This window comes from Paenibacillus sp. R-74696, from assembly GCF_055814915.1.
This window is the reverse complement of record NZ_JBPULM010000005.1, coordinates 64425-87657: the sequence shown is the minus strand read 5'-3', so window position 1 is coordinate 87657 and position 23233 is coordinate 64425. Positions and strand designations below refer to the sequence as shown.

Sequence of the window (23233 nt, the reverse complement as noted above, 5' to 3'; positions counted from 1 at the left end):
CGTCCTAGTCGAATAACCGTATATGAGCGCAGTCTTTGAAAGATTTGCTGAAACTGCTATACTCAGGGCAGGTATGCAAGACTGATCTATCCAAGTTAATAAAGCGATTACGGAAGGAGTTTTTGTCACAGGATGAAGCAGCAGGAAGAGTACAAGGCATGGAGTCACATACATATTGAGCTGGCTGACATCCGCCTGCATACTCTAGGTGTGGGAGAGTCCAGAAGCAGCTACCGTTTGCCTGCAAGTGCCTTTTTATTTCTGTATAAGGGCAAAGCGACGATACGGATGGATGGACTTATTCATCCTGTTGAGCATTTTCATTGTCTGCATGGCAGCAAGGGAATGCGGCTGGATATTGAAGCAGCGGAATATTTGGAATATTATATGGTGCTATATCGTGGCGAATTTCCGCTGCGCCGAAGGCAATTTCTGGACAAGGGAGGAATTCCGCCGTTTCAGCAAATATTTGCTTTTGCTCCCGCTCAGCCTATAGGGCTCTATCAGATGCTGCAGCGGATGGAGGCCGCATGGAATCGATCGACGGAGAAAGATAAATTTTTAGCGAAAACACTCTTCTTTCCATTTATTCTGGAAATGCTTCAGCAAAAGCAGCAGCTAGGAATGAACCTCCTTCCGACAGAAGTTGTGAAGCAAGTAGCTCAGTATATGAATGAGCATGTGGATGAGCCATTGACGCTGGAGCTGCTAGGGAAGAGGTTTGGCTACAACCCCCAATATTTGGCCCGTAGATTCAAGGAATTAACGATGCACAGCCCAATTGATTATTTAATAGGGCTTCGTATTGAAAAAGCGTGTCATATGCTGCAAAACACAGATGCTTCGATTGGTGATATTGCCCAGAGTGTAGGCTATGGGGATGTGTTTTATTTTAACCGTATTTTCAAAAAAAACGTTGGCCTTTCTCCCAGCCTTTTCAGAAAAAAGCTATCGGATAAAGATGGTGTTCGTTATTATCCATATAAAAAGTGGGGATTGTCCATGTCAGAGTCTACCTCTCCATGTTATAGTGATAATGATAATTGTTATCAATATAAAGAAAAGGGAGAGTCTTACATGTACCGAACATCCAGAAAAAATATGATGGCAGCACTTCTTATCTGTATGGCTTTATTGATTACAGCCTGCGGAGGGGGGAATGTGAATCTACAGTCCCCATCGGAAACAGTAACTGCTGGCTCTAATTCTTCAGCACTAACTCAGAAAGCGACGCCGGTAACAGATACTAAAATTGTGAATACCGCTTTCGGCGAGGTGGAAGTTTCCAAAAAGCCGGAACGCATTGTGGCGATTCAATATTTGAGTAGTCTTCTAGCCGTAAAGGCTAATCCCATCGCCTCTACGACGCGTATCATGGACAACCCGTATTTTAACGGTTTAACGGACAATATTGAGATTGTTGGTTCTTCCGGCAGCGATGTTTCCTTTGAAAAGCTGATAGAGCTTAACCCTGATCTGATTGTCGTCATGACATCGGATGAGGAAGAATATAAAAAGTACAGTAAAATTGCACCAACGATTGCTATTCCCTATGGGAACTTCACATCCATTGAGGAGGAAGTGAACTTCTTTGGAGATCTGCTTGGACGGGACGAGGAGGCATCTTCATGGATAGCCGATTATAATGCGCGTATCGCTGCTGCTAGTGCCAAGGTCCAAGCAGTGATACCTGCCGATGCAACCTTTAGTATCATGCAGGAGACAGACAAAACATTAAGTATATATGGCAGTGAGTTTGGCCGTGGCGGAAAAGTTATTTATGAGAATCTAGGACGGATATCGCCTCCATCCTATGATGAAGCAGTTAAGGAAGCTAAATACAAGGATATCTCCATGGAAGTATTGGAGCAATATGCTGGAGATTATATTATCCTGACTACCGAGAAATCAGTGGAGGAGCTTCGCGAGGATCCAATCTGGGGAGGGCTGGAAGCAGTCAAAAATGGCAGACTTTATGCCTGGCCTAACATCCGCTCTTATTTTATTGACCCGCTGTCGGTGCTGATGCAGACAGAAGAATTGGCTGATTGGCTGACGGATGTACCTCAGAACAAATGATCAAGAATAGGGTATTAAAGCTTCTGCAAGTAGTATTGGCAGGAGAGTATTAAAAACTTCTACGTTCTTTAGGGGAATTAACGAATGTATAATAATGCAATTAAATAATGAAGAGGAGAAATTATAATGAGGATTATTGCTGCAACTGATTCACACTACGAATATATTAGAAAACATGATCACCATATATTAGAAAACTTAATCTTACCGAAAATTAGGGGAAATGAGATATATATTCTACATAATGAAGAAAATAGTATCGTTGGGTGGATGCGGCACAGCTATTTTTGGGATAACACACCTTTTATGAATATGATTTGGATCGATGATACATATCGAAGTAAAGGATTAGGGAAGAAAGCAGTTTTTTTTTGGGAAGATGAAATGAAGAAGCTCGGTTTTAACTTGGTTATGACCTCCACTTTAGCTAATGAAGGGGCTCAGCATTTTTATAGAAAATTAGGTTATCGAGATTCAGGATGCTTAATACTTGAAGATGAGCCTTTGGAAATCATCCTTACTAAGAGCCTGAAGTTATAGCAGTAAAGCTCGACTACGCCAACGAGGAACTTAATATTTTCTATATGAGGACAGGTTTTTTGCGGATTGTTACCGAGAAAAGCCTGTTTTTTTGTTTATTTTAGTTGTTGCAACTAGGGCGTGTCTGAGAACTCTGAGGACAGCAAATTTTGCCGAATTTTCGTTCCATGCAAGGCGCGCTTGTGAAGGCGTACCGGGGGTACGTCAAGCAAACGGAACGAAGCAGGGGGCGAAAAGGCGGTGAAAGGTGCCTCTGAACGGGTTTTCAGACACGCCCTAACATCGCTCTACCTAAAATCCGGTGCAGCAGATTAAACTTTAGAAATGAGCAGGGAGTTGGATTGACGACGGCCCTAAAATAAATTTGCAATGAAGGCTTCCTCTGCGAGGTGCAGCTCTAATTTATAGATTAGTTCCTGATGCCTAAAAATAAATAAGGATATAGTCTTAAAGTCATGTTATAACTGGTTATTATTTCTAGAAATATGATTCTTATAGATCATTTTTGTTATTTTTCTAATGTATTCCAGATATATTTCCGAATATTTTTTTAACCAGTGTTCAGAAATCCACATTAGAGAATAGGTAATCCACTTAGGGAGGAACTATCATTGTTAGTTAAAGATTATGAACAATTAATCGGCAAAATACTAACGAAAAGCATCCGCGACACAAAGGGAACGCTTTTAATCAGAAAGGGAACTATTCTTCTAAAAAGTCACACCGAGAGACTTGCTAAATTTAGGATCAAAATTGGGGAAGTCACAACTATCGATGCGAATGCTTCTGAGCTGAATCAGGAGGTTACTGAGCATACACCTAAACAAAAGCCATCCATCCGAGAATCATATGAAAGGGCTAAGCAGCATTTTAACGATATGGATCAGTACGTTCGCCAAAACGGCATTGTTCCTGTCGATGAGCTTGAACGAGAAGTTCTTCCCTTTATAAAGGAAATAGCGAAGCGATATAATTTATTTCAGTTATTTTCCGAGCTTAAGGAACAGGACGATTACCGGTACAGGCAATGTATAGGAACGGCTGTTATTGCGACATCTTTAGGTAAGCGGCTTGGACTGAAAGAAAACGAATTGGATTTGCTAACGACTGCGGCGAGTCTTTACGATATTGGACTGGTCAAGCTGCCAACTGCAATCGTTTCCAAACAGTCAAGGCTAGACCCTCATGAATACGCGATTATAAAGCAGCATACGATTCTCGGACACGAGCTATTACTCCAATCGGGCGTTGAGCCTCGGGTTGCTCTGGTCGCTCTTCAGCATCATGAACGAGAGGACGGCAGCGGTTATCCAAGTGGTCTGAAGGGGGATGAACTGGATCATTTTAGCAAAATTGTAGGTTTGACAGATTTTTATATGGCTATCATCTCAGAAAGACCTTATCGGGCTGCGCTGCAATTTTTTGAAGCCATCGAAGAAATTCATCAACAAATTATTTTAAATCGCTTTGATTCGGTCATTGGGCTGACGTTTCTGGATATGCTTCTCTCCACCCAAATCGGTTGTGAGGTTGTTTTATCAGACAATAGAAGAGGAACGATTCTACTAAACAACTATAACTACCCGACTCGACCATTTATAGCGCTTGAAAATAATCAGTTTATTGATCTTAGTAAGTTTGATGATATTAAAATAATTGAAATTGTCGGATAAGAGGACTGGCATATAACTTAAGCATTACGCAAGGGGGCCATGAAGGCCCCTTATTTTTGTTAATAGCCGACTATTCCAATCCTCGAAACTAATGCAAAATGGATGGTCTGTATGTGTTAAAATAGATAGTATTTGAGCTCAATGAATGGTGATGGAACGCCACATAAAAGGAGAACTGAATATGAGTCAAGACGAGTTTTTTATGAGAGAAGCAATCAAGCTTTCTAAGCTTGCGGTTGAGCATGGAAACGAGCCTTTTGGAGCCATACTCGTTAAAGACGGAGAAATTGTATTTACAAATGAAAATCAAATTTATTCGGCAACCGACCCAACCTTCCATGCAGAGGCAGGGCTGCTGCGGCGATTTTGCGAAGAAACCCACATTACGGATTTACATGAATACACATTATATTCGAGCTGTGAGCCTTGTTATATGTGCAGCGGTGCGATGGTTTGGACAAATGTGGGGCGACTGGTATATAGCGCCAGCAACATGGAATTGTGCAGTATATTGGGCGAGCAAGGAAGCCCTTGCTCTCAAATCGTATTTGAAAATTCTCACCATAAGCCTGATCTCACAGCTGGGATATTACGGGAGGAAAGTCTTAGTGTATTGGCTGCCTATTTTTCGCACAACACAAAGGGCTGAAAAATTCCAGTAAGCAGCGATTGGGAAATTTAGAATATTAGGGAGCAAGCTGCTGAGGCATCTGCTCCCTATTTGTTGAAGAGTACAACGCTACCATCGCATCCGAAAGTAACATTGCTCCCCCAAGGAGGCCTAATCTTGCAAACGATCATGATTGTCGAAGACGAGCCGGCTATTTCCCGCGTTTTGGCGGCGTATATACGAAAGGCAGGCTTTGCGAGCATTATTTTTGACAGAGGGAAAGAGGCGGTGGAGCAGCTGGCTGTGCTTCAGCCCGCGCTTATTTTGCTCGATGTCATGCTTCCGGAAATGGACGGCTGGGAGGTGCTTCGTAAGGTGCGGAGGAGCAGCGTCTGTCCGGTCATTATGCTTACAGCTAAAGGGGAGATTGCTGACCGTCTGGCAGGTCTGAACAGTGGAGCGGATGATTATATCACCAAGCCGTTCGAGCCGCAGGAGGTAGTAGCACGCATTCAAGCTGTGTTGCGGAGAGGCACGCATGCTTTAATTGCGGAAAATCAAATCCAGTACGGCAGCCTGAAAATCAATCTAAACGACAGAAGCGTCTACTTATACGATGTATGTCTATCGATAACGCCGAAGGACTATGCGCTGCTGCTTTTTTTGACGGAGCATCCTAATCAAATTTTTCATCGGGAGCAAATCATCGAGCAGGTATGGGGCACGGGCTACGACGGGAGCGACCGGGCAGTGGATCATGCCATTAAACGCTTGCGTCAGGCGCTGCTGCATTTGCCTCCGGATGAAGGAGAAATCCGCACCTTGCGGAGAACGGGGTACCAGTTTTATACCAAACGAGAAGAGTAAGCGAGGGCTGCTGCTTTGCACGTCCAGTCATAAAATGTCGGGTTAAGCCAAGCAAATGTAATGTCTATATTTTTTTGCCATTTCCCTGACACATTCTGCCATTATTCTGTAAGGGTTAGATTCTCTGAGTGATCTACTCCAAGATGTAGCTAATGATAAGAAGTCAAAGAGCTGCGAGCATCCACGATTGCAAACGTTGAATAGATGACGAAGAGGATTCTTTATCAAATAGAGCGGAAGGTGGATGAAGGATTATGGCGGATGTAATTGAATATCAGGTAATTGTTTCTAAGGCGAGGACATCGGATAATAAGCTGCTTGTTATTACAGCGGCTGAGAGTGGGGAAGGCATAACGATTTTGCCACAGGTGTACGGAAATGAACATCAATTGTGGGAAAAAAGAAAGGTGCGCGCTGGAGATGACAATGCCTATGCGCTCGTTAACAAAGCAACGGGCAAGTGCATTGGAAGAAAGGACTCCACGCAGGGCTCAAAGATTTATCAGGCGCTCGTTACAGAAGCGGACGTCAATGGTCTCATGGTATGGCGTGACGACAATGTTGCCGGAACGCACAATGCGATTAACAGCTATGTGGATTGGGAGCAGAAGCTTAATATTCCTGGCAACGGCCCATTTAAAAGCGGCGACTCGCTTGTGACGTGGGAATGGTGCCACGGTCAGATCAATGAATTATGGGTTTTCGTACCCGATCGCAAGAAGATTACGATCAAGAAAATGGAATTTCAAATGGACAGCAAAATTGTGATCAATAGTGTACCAATCGTAGCAGCCAAACAGCTTGTGACCAATCATTCGAATATCCAGCAAACGCAGCAAGTTACATTGAAGTTTTCCAAAAGCCAAACGTACAATTTCAAATGGGAGAGAGGGCTGAAGGTATCGGAAACGCTTGAGTTTAAAGCGGGGCTGCCGCTTGTAGGCGATACAGGTGTGAAAATCTCGGTAGAGGGCTCGCGCAGCTATTCGGAATCCAAGACACAAGACGAGTCCCAGGAGGTTTCGCTGCAGGTTCCAGTCGTTTTGCCAGCAAATACAACGATCGAGGTTTCCGCTATTTTATTGCAGGGCGTTATCGATGTGCCCTATACGGTGACGTTTGAAGTGGAGTACCCGAATGGGAAAACAACCGAAACGGCTTCAGGGAAATATACCGGCGTGAACACATTTACTGTTAATACCGAGTATAAAACGATCGTATAGCTTATGTATGCCATGTCATCATAAAATAAAGCTGAACGATAGCAGGCAGAAGGAGGCGATAGCTTCTTTTTGCCTGCTATCGTTTTTTTGCTCCGTAAGGAAATGGGTAGTCCTACATATAAATTAAGTTAAACTAACATTAAAAAGGAAATAGAGGTGAAGGTTTGTGATTTTGAATTATCGCAAAACTCTTCATATTCACAAGGATTTGCAGGAAATTAAAGAAATTAATGAAGAAATTGAACAGCAATTGGAGAAGCAGCTTGAAAAACAGGAGGAGAAGAAAGGTGATACGCCAGGCAATAAGGAGAAGTAATTTATTCGTTGATCGTCTTATGTTATATTAAACTCCTATTCAATATATAGAACTATAACTCGAAAAATTCCTACTAACGAGGTGCACAATGGAAGGTTTAAAAATAATAAATTCGTCCGTTAACGACGACATATATGCTTTTCAAGCGGGTTCCGAGGATGAGGAGGCGGTACGTGGGCTGATTATGGAAACAGCTCGCTGGCTTAGCAGCATGGGCTCAACGCAGTGGGGCGGCCTGCTTCAAGGAGAGGATAGCCACAATCTTGCAGGGGCGATAGCGCGTGGCGAGGTTTTTGCATTTCGCAAAGCAGGGGGAGAGGAGCTGGCGGGGGCTGTTATTTTGCAGCAGCAGCCTAGCGATTGGGATCGGAAGCTTTGGGGCGAAGCGGAAGCAGGCAAGGGAAGCGCGATCTTTTTGCACCGGCTAGTCGTTAATCGCCAGTTTTCCGGCAAAGACCGGATTAAGCTGGATTGTATCGCAAACAATGAAAAGCTTAACCGCTTCTACAAGCAATGTGGTTATACGTATAAAGGCGAAGCGAGTGGCTGGAGCATTTATGAAAAGCTGCTTCCAGATGTAAGAATCCATTAAATAACGGCTGTTTATGAATAGGTCAAAAGTAATTCTAATGCAGGCAGGCTAACGAGAAGGGATTTAGCAAATTCTGTCGAATATTTGTGAAATTATGCTAACTAAACGAAAAATAGTTCTCGTCACTGGCCTGTTCCTCTGTCTGCTCATATCGATCCGTTTAATTTGGATTTATATGACCCTCCCTCCTGATCATCCTGCTATCGTGCAAGGGCAATTGGATTTGCGCGGGTATAATCTGGCAGACTCGGAGGCCATCAGGCTGGATGGCGAATGGGAATTTTATGCTCATCAATTACGAATGCGCGGCCCAGAAAATGCGGAAGCAGCCAAAGGGCAGGCGTTCATTCAGGTGCCTGGAAACTGGAATACGGTGTTATCCCCGCAGGCGGATTCAGCGTATGGTTACGGAACGTATCGTCTGCGTATATTCATCGATTCAGTTAAAAGTCAAACGTACGGCATCCGCTTGAAGAACATTCCGTCGGCTTCCGCCGTGTATGTGGATGGAGAGCTTGTGGCTCAAGCAGGACAGCCAGCACCAGAGGAGGAAAGCTACATAGCACGTAACGTGCCTTATTCAGCGTCCTTCACATCCGACAAGCCAGTGATCGATATTGCTATTCAAGTCGCGAACTATGATTCAGCGAGCTCCGGAGGCATTCTTGGCTTCATTTCATTTGGCACGGAGAAAGCGGTAAGCAAGGAAACGGCAGTTGGCCTCCATTTGCAAATGATGGTCGTTATTATTTTTTTACTGCATACCGTGTATGCTTTTATTTTGTATTTTATTGGCTTGCGGCAGCCGGGGTTGCTGTTTTTCGCCGGCGCTATGATCTTCTCTGCACTTTGGCTCCTAGTATCGGACGATATGCTGCTGATGGTCTGGCTGCCAATGAACGATGATTGGAGCTTAAAGATCCAGTTTCTTTCCTATATGGGTGCTGCAATATTTATGCTGGAATTTACGAAGCGCTTATTAACCGAATACCGGAATGTGCGAATTTTTCGCTGGTATACATCGCTCGGCATGTTGTTTGCGGTATATGTGCTGTTTGCGCCAGCCTCTTATGTATTAGCGGTAGCTGGCTTGCTCGGTATTTATGTTTTTCTTCCCTTCCTCGTCAATCCGATCATCACCTTGCGAACCGCGATGAGAAGCGATAAGGATGCGATTGTGCTGCTGCTCGGTGTGGCTGCGATGACGAACAATATCATTTGGAGCGTTGCGAAGGATGCAATTGGCGTAGAAAGCTCCTACTACCCTGTCGATCTGGTCGTCTCCTTTCTCGGGTTCGTATCGTATTGGTTTAAGCAATACATTCATACCTTCGCCCAGTCGAAGCAGTTTTCCGAGGAGCTGCAGCAGGCGGACAAGCAAAAGGATGATTTTTTGGCGAACACGTCCCATGAGCTGCGAAATCCGCTGCATGGCATGCTGAATATGACGCAAATTGTGCTGGATAGAGACAAGCAGGCGCTCAGTGACCAAAGCGTGAAGCAATTGGAGCTTATTTTAACGGTTGGCCGCCGGATGTCATTTATGTTGAATGATCTGATAGATTTGACCCAACTGAAAGAACAGCGTATTCGGCTGAATCGAGGCAGCCAGCAGGTACAGAGCGTCGCTGCTGGCGTAATCGACATGCTCCATTATATGGTGGAAGGAAAGCCTATTCGGCTGACCAATACGATTCCGCATGCATTTCCCTATGTCCTTGCTGATGAAAATCGCCTCATTCAAATTTTGTTTAATCTGCTGCACAACGCGATTAAATTTACGAGCGAGGGACATATTACGATCCATGCGATCCAGCAGGGCGGAATGGCATACATAAGCATAGCTGATACAGGCATGGGGATGGATGAGGAGGCGCAGCGCACAATTTTTGAACCGTATGAGCAGGGAGATTCGGGCATGACCGCTGCACCTGGCGGCGGAATTGGGCTTGGACTTAGCATTTGCAAGCATTTGGTCGAGCTGCATGGCGGAACGCTTGAGGTCCGTTCGCAGCCGGGGCAAGGCTCGGTGTTTACTTTTACGCTGCCGCTGGCAGAAATGGGTGCCGCTTCAGAAGCGAGTAACGAACATGACCATGATCATAAGCTTCTGCCGTCCGTTCCGTCTGCGGAAATGCTCGTTGCCGCGGCCAATGTCACAAGCACAGCCTATCTAGGGGAGCAATCACTAGAGCACACTGGCGATAGGCATCTACCTCTACCATCCCAAGCGAAAGATCGTCCAGCTATATTAGTGGTAGATGATGACACGGTTAATTTGCAGGTGCTCGAAAATATGCTTGGCGTGCGAGATTTTGACATTGTGTCGCTCACAAGCGGCAAGGAAGCACTAGCTCTGCTGGATTCGAGAAAGTGGGATTTGGTTATTACCGATATTATGATGCCTCATATGTCGGGATATGAGCTCACGCGTCTCATTCGCGAGCGTTATGCCCTCTCGGAGCTGCCGATTCTTCAGCTAACCGCACGCAATCGGGCGGAGGATATTGCCGCAGGCTTCCTGTCGGGAGCGAATGATTATGTGACGAAGCCGTCCAATGCGCTAGAGCTGAAATCACGCGTGCTCGCTTTGATCCATGTGAATCGATCGATGAATGAACGGCTTCGTATGGAAGCGGCCTGGCTGCAGGCGCAAATCCAGCCCCATTTTTTACTGAATTCGTTGAATGCGATTGCGGCTCTAAGTGTCATTGATTTGGACAAAATGCATGTGCTGCTCTTGGAGTTCAGCAACTACTTGCGGTCGAGCTTTGATTTTAGAAATTCAGAGCAGCTCATTCCTCTGGAGCGGGAGCTGGATTTTGTCCGTTCCTATTTATATATTGAGCAGCAGCGCTTCGGTAATAAATTGCAGCTTCATTGGCAGGTGGAGGCCAGTCTAAAAAACATGCTCCCGCCGCTGTCAATCCAGCCGTTAGTGGAAAATGCGGTGAGGCATGGCGTGATGAAGCGTGCTGCGGGCGGAAGCATTTCAGTGCAAGTGTCCGAACGCGATGATCAGGTGGAGGTTGCGATTATAGACGACGGTGTCGGCATGGATGCGGCGGTATTGGATAAGCTATTGGATAGAAGTGCCAGCGAGCGACAAGGCATTGGGCTGCTAAACGTGGATCGGCGATTGAAGCAAATGTATGGACAAGGCTTGTTTATTCAAAGTGTATCAGGCCAAGGCACAACGGTGTCTTTTACGGTGAGGAAGTAAGCAGGAGGGTTACAGCGGAATGGAATGGAGAGGAGAGGTTTGCCATTGTCTTTATCCACTGAGTATTTGCACTATGAGCCGTTTATAAAAACGCTGCCGCTTAAGTCCCGATATGAGCCTGCTGATTTGCTTGTTCCGGATTTGCTGATCGACCGTGAGGGGGAGGTTGAAATGTTTTACGCCCCTCATAATGAATATCGGAATGGATCGGCGAGCCTTTTAATTGTCGGCATTACGCCCGGCTGGACCCAGATGGAACTGGCCTACCGAACGGCAAAGCTCGCATTGGAGCAAAATAAATCGGCCGACGAGGTGTGCAAAGCAGCCAAAATCGCCGCCAGATTTTCCGGTGCGATGCGCCGCAACCTGATGCAAATGCTGGATAGCCTGAAGCTGCCAGAGTATTTTGGGCTTCCAGACAGCGAGGCTCTATTTGCTGAAAATAATCGGCTCTTGCATACGACTTCGCTGCTCAAATATCCGGTATTCGTAGCTGGGAAAAATTACACGGGGCATAAGCCCCCGCTTGCGGGCAATGTTTTTCTGCATGATTATGCGCTGAAATTTATTAAGGCTGAGCTGAAGCTGCTGCATAAGCCGCTCATCATTCCTTTAGGCAAAACGGTGGAAACGATGCTCAAAGAGCTTGCTGAAAGCAAGGAACTGGGGGATATGCTAGAGGAAAAGCGCTGCTTGTGGGGATTTCCCCATCCTTCCGGGGCTAACGGCCACCGCCACAAGCAGTTCGCTGATGAGAGAGAGCAGATGGAGGCGAAGGTCGCCGCATTTGCTGCTGAAAGAGAGGGACTGGCTTAGGTGTATTCAAAGCAAATGACAGCCTTGCGCAGCTCTTTATCGTAAAACAAAAATACATTATCTGCGCCATAGGCCTGAAAATAATAGCCGGTTAATGAGCCGATATAATCAAAGACCTCTCCGTTTGCTTTTTTAGGAACATGAAAGAGATTGGTGTTTTCGAACCTGCGCAGCTCTTCTACGGTTTCATTATATTTTTGCAAATACCCTTGGGCTTCGTCGGACATAAACGCGATATCATCCCATATTCCATTAATCTCGGGGTAGCTTAGTCCCCAACCATCCGCTTGTTTTTTGTTAAAATCCGCTAGCAGTTCCTCGGCCGAGGAGAATTCTTCGCTAAATCGGGAATAGGGGTAAATTTTCTGATTGTTTTGGTAAAATTGCTTTCGGATCTGATAATCCAGATCATTTTGCTCATAGGCAGCCTTCAAGCCCTCGTCGATTTCAGAGTCTGCTGAATGCTGCTGCTGATGCAAGGTGAAGTAATTCCAGTCTGCCTCAAATTTGTATTTTCCATCTATGACATCAAACCCCAACATATCTTCTTTCGTAAAAAGGGTATGGTACCCTTGCGTGCTGTCACCCACACAGCCATCATAAATCTCCTTGGCAGAGACGATATGCACCCATTCATCAAGCTCAGGATCGATGCATTTCAAATGAATGGAGCAAATGGGCAAAAAGTGCTTGCGATGATTTTCAATATCGTCATAGAAAACATCCTCATACGCGGGAAACGGCTTAATAAAGGCTTCAGGAATGTTCATCCGGCAGCATACCTCCAACTTATTCATTAGGTTTTATTTCATTATAAAGTGGAAAGCGGGAACTCCTTTTATATTAAACGAACAGAGCTGAAATCAAAACAGGCTGTTCGAAAGATTCGCAAAAATTTCCTCTTTGCTTGACTTTGAGAATCTAATTAAGATAATATCTAATTAGATATTTATTAAATTAGATGCGAGTTTAATAAGACGCCTCAAATATTCGGTCAGAAGGTGAAAAAATGCAATTAGACAAAGTGGTCGCTTACCATAAAGCGCTTGCCGATCCAACAAGGATCAAAATTTTAATTTTGCTGTCGGAAGGAGAGCTTAACGGTCAGGTTTTAGCCGAAAAGCTAGGCGTCTCCCCGGCTACGATTACCCATCATGCAGCAAAGCTGCGTGAAGCAAGCTTGATTAATGAGCGAAGAGAGAAAAACACGATCTTTTTTACTTTAAATGATTACTTTATCAAAAACAGTGCCACAGCGGCTGCCGAGCTGATTTATAAAAACACAAAAACAAAAGGAGGTACGGATATGTTGGAGGATGACAAAAACAAGCGGCTTCAGCTTTCTGTTGTTAAAAACTTTTTCACGCTAGATAATAAATTGAAGCACATCCCCGCACAGCTCAAAAAAAAGCTAATTGTCTTGGAGCACCTGGTATCAGAGCTAGAGACAGGCCGAAAATACAGCGAAAAAGAAATCAATGCGTTCATTAAAAGCTATCACGAGGATTTCGCCACCATACGCAGAGAATTTATCATGCACCAATTCATGTTCAGGGAAAACGAAATTTACGAACTGAATCCGCCTGAAATGTGGGCGAAATGGGAGAAGCTAGCGTGAGACCGTGCTCCATTTTAAGCTAAGGAAGGTGTAGAAGCTGATTCACTTAACGTTAGTAACAGACCCTCTATCGACAGAGAGTATAAAAATTCAAAAGACGATGATGAATTCACAGCCTGAGTTTAATCTCTTAGTCATTGGTAAGCGTTTTCAAACAGACGAAGATATTAGGGAAGAAAATAAAAAAAATCTCGAACATGGCGAAAAAATGTTTCACTTGATTGAAAATAACGAATGTGTTGGAATGATTACGTATCTCCCGCAAAATCCGAATGATCTTCATCCGTGGATTGGACTGCTTATTATACATAAGGAGCATGAAAGGGCAGGAATTGGAACGCTAGCATTGAAATTATTAGATGACGAATTGGCAGCACAACGTATAGACAAAGTCAGACTTTGTGTTCAGCATGGCAATCATAAAGGAGCTTCATTTTGGAAAAAGAATGGCTTTCATAAAATTAGCGATGGGCTGGATAATCATAATAATCAAATTGATATCTACGAAAAAAAGAAATGAGGAGGCGCATACGATGCAAGAAGAGGATCACTTAAAGGTACAAGCGTTATCGGATATCGCTCATCTTAAGGTTCATGGAAGAACGACAGGCAGACTCTCTCCATTAACGTTATTTTGGACGGGAAGCTCCGTTGAATTAAATGCACAGGGGTCTGAGCTTTGGATAGAAGTAGAGGTGAATTACGACCAGTATGAGCCTTGGATCAGCATCCTGATTAACGGTATGCCGGTGAGTAGACAAATGTTAACGGCGGGCAGGTACTGGGTTTGTATTTTTAGAGGCATGAACAAGGCCGCGATTAAAAATGTTCGCATCGTAAAGGATGTACAGGCGATGAGCGCCGATTCCAGCTGCCTCTTGCAGATTCACGCTGTGAAGGCTGACGGCGAATTTGCCCCGATTGAAGCAAAGCCATATCGCATCGAATTTATAGGCGACAGCATTACCTCTGGAGAAGGGGCCATTGGAGCGAGAGCCGAGACGGACTGGATTCCGATGTGGTTTAGCGCCGTTGACAATTATACGGCAATGACAGCGGAAGCGCTGAATGCAGAGTACCGTGTCCTTTCTCAAAGCGGATGGGGCGTGCTTACAAGCTGGGATAACAATCCGCATGCCAATCTTCCTGATTATTACGAACAGGTTTGCGGCCTTCTTACTGGCGAGAACAATAAAGCTTTAGGCGCGTTTGACAAAAATGATTTTGACTCCTGGCAGCCGGATGTCGTCGTCGTGAATTTGGGATCGAATGATGGCGGCGCTTTTCATTCTCCGGAATGGGTGGACACTGCGACTGGCAAAGCTTACAAGCAGCGATTAAAGGCAGATGGGACATTTGAGGATGAGGATCTAATAACATTTGAGGAGGCGGTTGTGCGCTTCCTTATTAAGCTTAGAGCATATAACCCAAATGCGCCTATCATATGGGCCTACGGCATGCTGGGTCTACCGATGATGCCAGCTATTTACCGAGCTGTAAACGCTTATAGCATGCAAACAGGGGATAAGCAGGTATCCATTTTTCAGCTTCCCAATACAAGAGACGAAACATGGGGAGCAAGACAGCATCCCGGCAAATTAGCCCATGCGGAAGCAGCCCGAGAGCTGACGGGTTATTTAAAAGAAGTTTTACGTTCCTCTTCTATGTCTTAGTTGGCTGAAACATCGCGACAACCAATACGACAAGCAGCGGAACGAGCAGCACGAGTCCCGTCCATATCGGATGAATTTCTGTTACAATGTGTCCCCACTGGGTACTGCTGTCGTAAGTGACGAGCCCCATCAGAAAGCCTGTCAAAGCTAACGGCATAATGATGACATTGTTGTCCTTCATGCCGCAAAGCTTTGCCATAAAGAGGCTGAGCACATAGAGGGAAAGCGTCGCCTTCATATATGAGCCGAGAATGAGCGACATGCCAATAATGGACTCCACCCGTTGGAAAATTTCCTGGAATTCAATGAGCCGGGCTATGGAGTACAGCATATAGGGTCCAGCTCCTGCGCTTGTGCCGAATACCATTAATGTGCACACCGTCACAGCACAGAGTACGATCAGGTTTGCCGCGTAGGAGATAGACAAGGTCGTCATCAGCTTTTTTTTCAGTTTTTTCCCCGCAGCGAAGGGCAGCAGCATGCCGAACAAAAACACTTCAGAGTAAGGGAAGCCAAACGTATAGTAGGCTCCTGCCATGACGGGCGTCATGCCTTTAGGCAGGATCGGAAGCAGCTGCTCAGGTCGGTATTCAGGAATGGCAAACAGCAGCACGACGACCATGAAAAAAGAAGTTAACAGCATAATCAGGGTGAACATGCGGGCTATAACTTCTATCCCTGCACGTGCTGTCAAAGCAGCGATAAGGAAAATAAGGGAAGTAAAGGCGTACATCGGTGTTTCTCTCATCATCGCCCCAATCATGAACTGGCCTACGCCTACGACAATAGCCGCTTGCATTTCCAGCAAATACGAGATGGTCAGCAGCCCTAACAGCACCGTCAGGACGTTGCCAATCAGCTTGCGGCTGTAGTCAATGTAATCCAGGCTGGGAAATCGGCGATTTAAATACAGCAGCATCATTAGAATGCCAAACCCGATTGATCCAGACAGCAGCAAGGAGAGCCAGGCAGCAGCACCCGCTTTTCCAATCAGCGGCCCAGGCACAAAAATGATCGAGGAGCCGGTCATGAACACAAAGAAAAGCACGCCCATTTGAAAAGAACTGACCTTTTGTTTATTCAAGCCGAATTCTCTCCTTTCTTAGCTGTGCCCCGTTTTATCAACGAATGTTCACTTTAAATCTGCCCTTTATCGCTTCGCTGGCCGAAGCATTGCCACAACGGTGACAAGGACCAGCGGAGCAACGATGACAAGCACGATCCATAGTGGATAAAATTCCATTAAGAAATTGTTCCAATGCGTATTGCTATCGTAAGTGACCAGCCCCAATAGCAAGCCGCACAGCGCAAGCGGCATAATGAGCGTATTGTTGTCTTTTAGCCGGAAAAGCTTCGTGATGTACAAGCTGAGCAAGTATAAAGAAATGGTTGCCTTCATATAGGAACCGAGAATGAGCGACATGCCGATAACGGATTCAATACGCTGTATAATTTCTTGAAATTCAATGAGCCGGGCTACGGAATATAGAACGAATGGGTTGAAAGAAGCTGTCAGACCAAATACCATTAATATGCATACCGTCACTGCGCAAAGTGTGATTATGCTGGCAGCTAGAGCAAGCGATAGAGATAGGTGCAGCCGCTTTGTCGACGTGTTCCCTGCTACGAATGGCAGCAGCATCCCAAACATAGTCACCTCGGCAAAAGGAAGCCCGAACGTAAAATAAGCTCCGTAAGTGATCGGCAGCATCCCATTAGGAGAAAGGGGGAGCAATTGTTCCGGCTGGTATTCAGGGAGCGCAAATACAAGTACGATGATGATGAAGAAAGTAGTCACAAGCATGATGAGGGAGAACATGCGTGCTATTACCTCAATTCCTGCGCGTGCTGTACAAGCGGCAATGAGAAACACAAGGGAGGAGAAAAGGTATAAGGGCGTTTCTCTCATCATGGCGCTAACCATAAACAAGCCAACACCTTCGATGATAGAAGCTTGCATAGGCAATAGATAAGAGATGGCTGCAAGACCAAAAAGCATCGTCAGTACGTTGCCAATTAACGCTCGGCTGTAGTCAATGTAATCCCGACCAGGAAAGCGGCGGCTTAAATAAAACAGCATCATGAGAATGATAAAGCCAATTGCGCCAGAAAACAGCAGGGATATCCATGCGCCAGCACCAGCTATGCCAATTAGCGGACCAGGTACATATATGACCGCAGCCCCAGTCAAAAATACATAGAGGAGCACAGCTATTTGAAAAGAACTGACTTTTTGACCATTCAATTCAAAGGAACTCCTCTCCTTGTTTTCTTAACCAGGTCCGCCCAGCATGCTATTAATCTGTTTAGCGGGGCCGCCCAAAATTTGCTCAACGACGTCAAAATAATCGAGCCAGTCCTTGTTTACTACATAATCAATGGCCATGTAGAGGCAAGCAGATACAATTAAGGCATAGATCCACTTATCCTTCTTCGTTGTTTTCCCGCGCAGCGTGATGCTGTCATAAATGAGCATTCCCCCAAAAACTACTGCCACAACCAGCGTTCTTTCCCACATCGAATTTGTCCTTTCTACTAGTTATGAGGATGGCCTGCTGTTTATCGTTCCTCCTGTCACAAGCTTAAGCTCCGCTTTAACTTCAATCGGCAGCTGTGCAAACTGCTCATCCCAGTCTTGCTGCAGCTTCAGCCACTCTTTTGGGCTTTGACGGTACAGCTGGTTGCCAATACCAATAACCTCAAGCTTATTTTTTTGTAAAAAACGGAGCGTTCCCCTCGTTTGCCGAAGAATGGCTGCTGAAAATTTCTCAATAAATTTTTGTTCGTCCTCGTACGATATAATCGATGAGCATTTCAGTTCGGTAATCGCAAGCTCTCCTTTAATATGAAAGCTCACCTGGGGCCGACCGTCATGGATCTTCGTTGTCATCGCCGTTTGAAGCGAGAGCACTTCGGCGGTTTCCTTTTCCCCTTTCATGCCTGAGCAGGGTGTCTCTAGCACGCCGGAATGATAGTCGTTACGCAGCATGAGCAGCCCTTCCACTTTATCCGGTGGCATAATTTTTTTAAGCTTGCCATCCTTGATCAGGGCAAGCCCCGCAGTGGACATCGATTCCTCTGGGCTAGCTTCGTTGTATACATAGGAGAGGACGGCGTCGGGATGAGCGCTTTCCCTTTGCAGCAGCAAGCTAAGTAGAGTGGTATCCATCGTTTTAGCTGCGTTGAGATAAGAAAACTCTTCTGTTCGCAAAATTTGCTGCGCCGTCGTTTGTTCAATAAGCGGCTGCTTCTCCAGCATTTTGTGGGCTGGACCCTTGGAGATGAGCAGCTTAACACTGCTGCGCGGCTCATGATCACGGTAAAAAATATCCAGTGTTTTGCCCAAATCCTGACTTCTTGCCAGCTTTTCTCCAACAATAATGATTCTGGTATGGCTCCACTGGGCTTTGCGACCCAAATGAATGGGTATGTCTCGAATCGCCTCCATCACCGTGTCATCATGCGTTCGAATGCTGACGCTGGACGTTTGGGTTGTCGCTGACTTGCCGGTTTCAACCGAGGCTGGCCGATAAATTTGCGTCAGCATTTCGATTTTTCCATCCTTCGTTTCATCCAGCGCGACGCCCATCACAAATCCACGCTCGGTCAGCTCGTATTTGCTCCAGCAGCCCGTAAGCACAGTTGAGAGTAGTGTCAGCATGATGATTAGTGAGGCTGGAAGGGGGAAATCGCCCGTTTGTTTTCTCATATCGATCCATTCTTTTTCATATTTTTGAGTTTGCTGCGGCTGGCTGCATGAACTTATTGCCGATGCATTTTTTGCGGCTTATGCAGCAGCCTTTTAAGCGGGATTCTCATAATGACATCGCGAAGCTCGACCAGTCGAAAAGGTGCGAGCGGAGCCATATAAGGCTGACCAAGCGACCTCAGCTTGCATAGATGAAGCAAAATAAACAGAAAGCAAATCATCATCCCAAACCCGCCGAGCAGCGCTGCGGAGATCATAAGCGGAAAGCGTAAAATTCGAAGCGCAATAGCGATGCCGTATTGTGGAATGGAGAAGGAGGCAATCCCTGTCAGCGCGACGACGATAACCATAATGGGGGAAGCGATCCCGGCGCTTATCGCTGCGTCTCCAATGACGAGTGCCCCGACTATGCTGACAGCAGAGCCTACCGTCCTTGGCAGACGTACCCCAGCCTCACGCATCAGCTCGAAGAAAAATTCCATCAGCAGTGCCTCGAAGAAAGCGGGGAGTGGCAATCCCTCACGCGCATTCAGTACCGCAAGCAGCAGGACGGTCGGGATAAGCTCGGGATGAAAGGTCGATAGCGCAATATAGACGCTGGGCAGCGACAACGCGATAATAAAGGCAATAATTCGCAGCCAGCGGATCATCGTGGAAATTACCGTACGCTGGTAATAATCCTCGCTGGATTGGAAAAATTCAGTAAACATGCCTGGACAAATCAGCATGCCGCCGGTTCCTTGCACGAGCACGACGATTTTGCCGTTTAATAGCGCTGCCACAGCCATGTCTGTTCGTTCTGTATAGCGATGCTGAGGAAAAGGAGAATAGCTGGAATCTTCAATAAGCTGCTCGATATAGGAGGTTTCGAGTACATCGACCGTCTTAATGAGCTCCATTCGCTTCTTAAACTCGGCGAGCATTTCGTTATCCACTTTGCCTTCCAAATAACCGAATGCGACCGTTGTGTTTGTATCGCCGCCGCCGCTCATGAGCTCAATTTTGAATTTCGGCGTTTTCAGCCGCAGCCGAAGCAGTCCTAAATTTTTCTGCAGGTTTTCAACGGTGCTTTCCCGAGGCCCCTGCACGACCGATTCATTGACGGGCTCATTGACCTGTCTCGTCTCAACGGATTGGGCTTTAAAGCTGAGTGCCTGATTCCATCCATCGAATAAAATGAGCAGCTGTCCGCTGGAAATGCTGCCTACGACAGCATCTAAATCGTTTACGAGCTGTACTTTTTTACCGGAAGGGCCATGGTTTTCGAAAAAAAAACGGACCTCTTCAATTCCGGCTTCCATCCCGGGTCCGACTTCATGCGCTACAAGATCCTGCAGCGATATTTTCATATAGTTAATGGTATCGTCTTGAATGAGCGAGCTGTAGTAGATCGAGCATGCTTTATGCTTCATTTCGGGGCCGTAGTGCCAATGCATAAAGATGATGTCGGAGCTGCGGTCAAAGACAGATTCCAGATAACGAAGATTGTCCTCCAATGTGGAGTTAATCGGTTGCTTCCCATCCCCGCTGCCTGATTGTCCACTTTGTGGTACGGACGGCATCGTATCCTGAGTGCTGGTCCCCGTATGTCCATTCTCGGTTGTCATGTTCGCTCACCTAGTTTCCATGTCCTGGTTTCTTACATTTACCAGTATGGCTTGCGCTCTGGAAAACTATACGACATAAAAAGACAACGTCCGCGAGGGAGGTTGTCTTGGTTTTCAAATTATTGCTGTATGAGCAGCGGCGCAATGTGCTGGCGGAAAACATCCGCTGGAGGCTTGCCTCTTTTCAGTCTGTCATTGGTGACGACTGCGACGATATGGAGGCTGGGAACAACGGTAATCGTCTGTCCGCCAAATCCTAAAGCATAATAAAAATCGAAAGCGGAAGGCGAAGCGGAGTCCGCAGCTGCTGAATAAGAATCGACCCACCAATGCCAGCCGTACTGGCCATGACGAGGAGACTCAGCGGCTATTGCAGGATAGACGGAGCGTTCTACTAAAGCTTGAGAGATAAGCTGCTGTCCATTCCATGCACCCTGCTGCAAATACAGCTCTCCCAGCTTCAGCATATCGGCAGGCAGCAGTCTTAGTCCAAAGCCCCCTGTATGAATGCCCTGTGGATCATGTTCCCATTCATATTGAGTAATGCCTAAAGGCTGGAACAGGAAACGCTCGGCAAATGCAGCAGTGGTCATGCCGCTTGCTTGTGCGAGAAGGGCGGACAGCATTTGTGAGATGCCAGAGTTGTATTCCATTCGTGAACCAGGCTCCTCCGACAAAGGCTGCTCCAAGGCAAATTGAATCCAGTTTGGCGTTTGCGTCATCCGGGGGAAGGAGTTTTGCCCGCCGAACTCCGTCCAGTTGAAGCCAGCTGACATCGTCAATAGATGCTCCAGCGTGATCGCTTGTTTTCGCGAATCAGGATCTTCAGCAAGCTGGGGGAAAAATGAAGCGGCGGGCGTCGATGCCCCCGGCAGAAGCTGCTTGTCCATCGCGATACAAATCAGCGCAGAAACGACGCTTTTGGTACAGGAATTAACTTTTGCAATTTCTTCTCTCGTACGCTCATTTCGGTAATGCTCGATGATAAGCTTGCCATTATGTGATACCAGGCAGCTCCTTAAATCCAGCGGCTCAATAGCCGGGAGCAATGATGACAGGTTCATCTTTATTTTCCTACTTTCCTCATCTATATGTTCTTTCGATTATAGGGGGTTGGAGGAAAAGAAACAAATGGAACGATGCGCGACACTAGGGCGTGTCTGAGAACTCTGAGGACAGCAAATTTTGCCGAATTTTCGTTCCATGCAAGGCGCGCTTGTGAAGGCGTACCGGGGGTACGTCAAGCAAACGGAACGAAGCAGGGGGCGAAAAGGCGGTGAAAGGTGCCTCTGAACGGGTTTTCAGACACGCCCTAATCTGCCGGCTTGCTTTCTACTTTGTACTTTAAGGCTGGCTATCTGGTTAAGGCAAGCAGTTGTGTCCATTGTCAGCAGCGGAAAATGAATCTATACTACCAGCGAACTTATAGAAGCTGGAGGCAGAAGATGAATAAACAATTGGAGCTTTATGATGTAACGATAATCGGTGGCGGTCCGGCTGGATTGTACACAACCTTTTATAGCGGCATGCGCGACTTGAAAACAAAGCTGATCGAATCACAGCCGGAGCTCGGAGGACGAATTTTAACCTATCCTGAAAAAATGATCTGGGATGTAGGGGGTATAACCCCGATCCGTGGAGAAAAATTGATCGCTCAATTAGTAGAGCAAGCGAAAACCTTCGAGCCAACGATCGTACTTGGCCAGCAAATTTCAGGCTTTGAGCGGCAGGAGGATGGCACGATTGTGCTGACAGCATCGAGCGGCGAGCAGCATCATACGAAAACCGTTATTTTGGCCATAGGTTATGGAGCCCGCAAGCTGGTTAAACTGGAAATCGAAGGAGCAGACCGTTTCGAAGTAACGAATTTGTATTACACCGTTCAGGAGCTGGAAGGCTTCCGCGGCAAGCATGTGCTCATTTCGGGAGGCGGCGATTCGGCAGTTGATTGGGCGAATGAACTAGAACCGATTGCAGCAAGCGTCACCATTGTACATCGCCGCAGCCAATTCGGCGGACATGAGCGAAACGTCTCGAACATGAGAAGCTCCTCGGTGAAAATTTGTACGCCTTATACCGTAGAAGCTCTGCAAAGCAGTAATGGGACTAGCATTGATCAGGTGACCATCGCTCATTTGGAAACAGGCGAACGTAAGCTGCTGGAAGTCGATGCGGTGATCGTCAATCACGGGATGAAATGCGATTTCGGGCCAGTGGAGGGCTGGGGTCTTGACCTCGGAGCGTGGCATGTAACCGTCGGCGAACATATGGAAACGAATTTGCCGGGCGTATTTGCCGCAGGCGATTTCGTAACCTATGGCAGTAAAGTTGAGCTGATCGCTGGCACATTTACGGATGGCATTATGGCACTCAATAGCGCCAAGCAATATTTGGACCCGGAAGCCCCGATGATGGCCTATGTATCCTCGCATAATGAGAAGTTTAAAGAGAAAAATCGCGCGTTAGGCGTAACGGAGGACGAAGAGAGCGAATAGCCAGCCGAATAGATTAAAAATAATAGTGAACAAAAAGAACGGTGAGCACTGGATCACCGTTCTTTTTGTTGCATACAGGCATGAACTGCTGAATGCATAACGAATTTAGCCATGAAGCTGCTTCACTACTGTTCATATCGTTTACCGGAATATGCTGAACATTTATATGTTGAACTGATATATGCTTTATGT

General features: G+C 46.2%; 21 protein-coding genes. 14 read left to right on the top strand and 7 right to left on the bottom strand.

What is annotated here, in order from left to right:
* Positions 1 to 132: 132 nt before the first annotated feature.
* The 10 genes from ACSR9A_RS01120 to ACSR9A_RS01075 all read left to right on the top strand — a co-directional run bounded on the left by ACSR9A_RS01120 (position 133) and on the right by ACSR9A_RS01075 (position 11939).
* The gene (locus ACSR9A_RS01120; protein ID WP_473755179.1) at positions 133 to 2079 is read left to right on the top strand and encodes an AraC family transcriptional regulator; all 1947 of its coding nucleotides are present in this window, start codon (positions 133 to 135) and stop codon (positions 2077 to 2079) included.
* A 126-nt stretch (positions 2080 to 2205) separates the two neighbouring features.
* Complete coding sequence (locus ACSR9A_RS01115) at positions 2206 to 2619, top strand: GNAT family N-acetyltransferase (RefSeq protein ID WP_473755178.1); 414 nt, start codon at positions 2206 to 2208, stop codon at positions 2617 to 2619.
* 611 nt (positions 2620 to 3230) lie between these two features.
* Positions 3231 to 4292 (top strand): HD-GYP domain-containing protein, encoded by a 1062-nt coding sequence (locus ACSR9A_RS01110; RefSeq protein WP_473755177.1) that lies wholly within the window; start codon positions 3231 to 3233, stop codon positions 4290 to 4292.
* Between the two features lie 181 nt (positions 4293 to 4473).
* Positions 4474 to 4941, top strand: coding sequence for a nucleoside deaminase (locus tag ACSR9A_RS01105; protein ID WP_473755176.1), 468 nt, complete (start codon positions 4474 to 4476; stop codon positions 4939 to 4941).
* Between the two features lie 138 nt (positions 4942 to 5079).
* Positions 5080 to 5769 carry a response regulator transcription factor gene (locus ACSR9A_RS01100; protein ID WP_473755175.1) on the top strand — a complete coding sequence of 230 codons (690 nt, stop codon included), beginning with the start codon at positions 5080 to 5082 and terminating at the stop codon, positions 5767 to 5769.
* A 254-nt stretch (positions 5770 to 6023) separates the two neighbouring features.
* Positions 6024 to 6992 (top strand): ETX/MTX2 family pore-forming toxin, encoded by a 969-nt coding sequence (locus ACSR9A_RS01095; protein ID WP_473755174.1) that lies wholly within the window; start codon positions 6024 to 6026, stop codon positions 6990 to 6992.
* 172 nt (positions 6993 to 7164) lie between these two features.
* Complete coding sequence (locus ACSR9A_RS01090) at positions 7165 to 7308, top strand: hypothetical protein (RefSeq protein WP_473755173.1); 144 nt, start codon at positions 7165 to 7167, stop codon at positions 7306 to 7308.
* Positions 7309 to 7396: 88 nt separating this feature from the next.
* Positions 7397 to 7900, top strand: a complete 504-nt coding sequence (locus tag ACSR9A_RS01085; protein WP_473755172.1) for a GNAT family N-acetyltransferase — start codon at positions 7397 to 7399, stop codon at positions 7898 to 7900.
* 94 nt (positions 7901 to 7994) lie between these two features.
* Positions 7995 to 11123 carry a hybrid sensor histidine kinase/response regulator gene (locus tag ACSR9A_RS01080; protein ID WP_473755171.1) on the top strand — a complete coding sequence of 1043 codons (3129 nt, stop codon included), beginning with the start codon at positions 7995 to 7997 and terminating at the stop codon, positions 11121 to 11123.
* Between the two features lie 45 nt (positions 11124 to 11168).
* Positions 11169 to 11939 (top strand): uracil-DNA glycosylase family protein, encoded by a 771-nt coding sequence (locus ACSR9A_RS01075; protein WP_473755170.1) that lies wholly within the window; start codon positions 11169 to 11171, stop codon positions 11937 to 11939.
* Here ACSR9A_RS01075 and ACSR9A_RS01070 read toward each other — a convergent pair.
* Complete coding sequence (locus tag ACSR9A_RS01070; RefSeq protein WP_473755169.1) at positions 11936 to 12709, bottom strand: siderophore biosynthesis protein; 774 nt, start codon at positions 12707 to 12709, stop codon at positions 11936 to 11938. The two genes, ACSR9A_RS01075 and ACSR9A_RS01070, sit on opposite strands and share 4 nt — an antisense overlap.
* Before the next feature lie 239 nt (positions 12710 to 12948).
* On the opposite strand from ACSR9A_RS01070, the gene ACSR9A_RS01065 reads away from it, so the two are divergent.
* The 3 genes from ACSR9A_RS01065 (at position 12949) to ACSR9A_RS01055 (ending at position 15230) form a co-directional block, all read left to right on the top strand.
* Entirely contained in the window at positions 12949 to 13557 is a 609-nt protein-coding gene (locus ACSR9A_RS01065; protein ID WP_473755168.1) for a DUF2087 domain-containing protein, read from the top strand.
* A 100-nt stretch (positions 13558 to 13657) separates the two neighbouring features.
* A complete protein-coding gene (locus ACSR9A_RS01060) occupies positions 13658 to 14077 on the top strand; it encodes a GNAT family N-acetyltransferase (RefSeq protein WP_473755167.1) in 420 nt (139 codons plus the stop codon).
* A 13-nt stretch (positions 14078 to 14090) separates the two neighbouring features.
* Positions 14091 to 15230, top strand: a complete 1140-nt coding sequence (locus ACSR9A_RS01055; RefSeq protein WP_473755166.1) for an SGNH/GDSL hydrolase family protein — start codon at positions 14091 to 14093, stop codon at positions 15228 to 15230.
* Here ACSR9A_RS01055 and ACSR9A_RS01050 read toward each other — a convergent pair.
* From ACSR9A_RS01050 to ACSR9A_RS01025, 6 genes are all read right to left on the bottom strand, one after another.
* On the bottom strand, positions 15220 to 16314 hold the full coding sequence (locus ACSR9A_RS01050) for a GerAB/ArcD/ProY family transporter (protein ID WP_473755165.1): 1095 nt from the start codon (positions 16312 to 16314) through the stop codon (positions 15220 to 15222). The genes ACSR9A_RS01055 and ACSR9A_RS01050 overlap by 11 nt on opposite strands.
* A gap of 66 nt (positions 16315 to 16380) precedes the next feature.
* Positions 16381 to 17475, bottom strand: coding sequence for a GerAB/ArcD/ProY family transporter (locus ACSR9A_RS01045; RefSeq protein ID WP_473755164.1), 1095 nt, complete (start codon positions 17473 to 17475; stop codon positions 16381 to 16383).
* Between the two features lie 27 nt (positions 17476 to 17502).
* Positions 17503 to 17748 carry a hypothetical protein gene (locus ACSR9A_RS01040; protein ID WP_473755163.1) on the bottom strand — a complete coding sequence of 82 codons (246 nt, stop codon included), beginning with the start codon at positions 17746 to 17748 and terminating at the stop codon, positions 17503 to 17505.
* Between the two features lie 21 nt (positions 17749 to 17769).
* Entirely contained in the window at positions 17770 to 18939 is a 1170-nt protein-coding gene (locus ACSR9A_RS01035; RefSeq protein WP_473755162.1) for a Ger(x)C family spore germination protein, read from the bottom strand.
* A 53-nt stretch (positions 18940 to 18992) separates the two neighbouring features.
* Entirely contained in the window at positions 18993 to 20546 is a 1554-nt protein-coding gene (locus tag ACSR9A_RS01030) for a spore germination protein (protein ID WP_473755161.1), read from the bottom strand.
* A 119-nt stretch (positions 20547 to 20665) separates the two neighbouring features.
* Entirely contained in the window at positions 20666 to 21610 is a 945-nt protein-coding gene (locus tag ACSR9A_RS01025) for a serine hydrolase domain-containing protein (protein ID WP_473755160.1), read from the bottom strand.
* Positions 21611 to 21991: 381 nt separating this feature from the next.
* Here ACSR9A_RS01025 and ACSR9A_RS01020 point away from each other — a divergent pair, with 381 nt between their 5' ends.
* Positions 21992 to 23041, top strand: a complete 1050-nt coding sequence (locus ACSR9A_RS01020; protein ID WP_473755159.1) for an NAD(P)/FAD-dependent oxidoreductase — start codon at positions 21992 to 21994, stop codon at positions 23039 to 23041.
* The last annotated feature ends 192 nt before the right edge of the window (positions 23042 to 23233 follow it).

What these genes read in the sequence shown, in the direction of transcription:
- ACSR9A_RS01040 (WP_473755163.1), bottom strand. Translation starts at nt 17,748, where the DNA reads ATGTGGGAAAGAACGCTGGTTGTGGCAGTAGTTTTTGGGGGAATGCTC.
- ACSR9A_RS01095 (WP_473755174.1), top strand. Translation starts at nt 6,024, where the DNA reads ATGGCGGATGTAATTGAATATCAGGTAATTGTTTCTAAGGCGAGGACA.
- ACSR9A_RS01035 (WP_473755162.1), bottom strand. Translation starts at nt 18,939, where the DNA reads ATGAGAAAACAAACGGGCGATTTCCCCCTTCCAGCCTCACTAATCATC.
- ACSR9A_RS01060 (WP_473755167.1), top strand. Translation starts at nt 13,658, where the DNA reads ATGATGAATTCACAGCCTGAGTTTAATCTCTTAGTCATTGGTAAGCGT.
- ACSR9A_RS01025 (WP_473755160.1), bottom strand. Translation starts at nt 21,610, where the DNA reads ATGAACCTGTCATCATTGCTCCCGGCTATTGAGCCGCTGGATTTAAGG.
- ACSR9A_RS01120 (WP_473755179.1), top strand. Translation starts at nt 133, where the DNA reads ATGAAGCAGCAGGAAGAGTACAAGGCATGGAGTCACATACATATTGAG.
- ACSR9A_RS01080 (WP_473755171.1), top strand. Translation starts at nt 7,995, where the DNA reads ATGCTAACTAAACGAAAAATAGTTCTCGTCACTGGCCTGTTCCTCTGT.
- ACSR9A_RS01070 (WP_473755169.1), bottom strand. Translation starts at nt 12,709, where the DNA reads ATGAACATTCCTGAAGCCTTTATTAAGCCGTTTCCCGCGTATGAGGAT.
- ACSR9A_RS01085 (WP_473755172.1), top strand. Translation starts at nt 7,397, where the DNA reads ATGGAAGGTTTAAAAATAATAAATTCGTCCGTTAACGACGACATATAT.
- ACSR9A_RS01020 (WP_473755159.1), top strand. Translation starts at nt 21,992, where the DNA reads ATGAATAAACAATTGGAGCTTTATGATGTAACGATAATCGGTGGCGGT.
- ACSR9A_RS01055 (WP_473755166.1), top strand. Translation starts at nt 14,091, where the DNA reads ATGCAAGAAGAGGATCACTTAAAGGTACAAGCGTTATCGGATATCGCT.
- ACSR9A_RS01065 (WP_473755168.1), top strand. Translation starts at nt 12,949, where the DNA reads ATGCAATTAGACAAAGTGGTCGCTTACCATAAAGCGCTTGCCGATCCA.
- ACSR9A_RS01115 (WP_473755178.1), top strand. Translation starts at nt 2,206, where the DNA reads ATGAGGATTATTGCTGCAACTGATTCACACTACGAATATATTAGAAAA.
- ACSR9A_RS01105 (WP_473755176.1), top strand. Translation starts at nt 4,474, where the DNA reads ATGAGTCAAGACGAGTTTTTTATGAGAGAAGCAATCAAGCTTTCTAAG.
- ACSR9A_RS01030 (WP_473755161.1), bottom strand. Translation starts at nt 20,546, where the DNA reads ATGACAACCGAGAATGGACATACGGGGACCAGCACTCAGGATACGATG.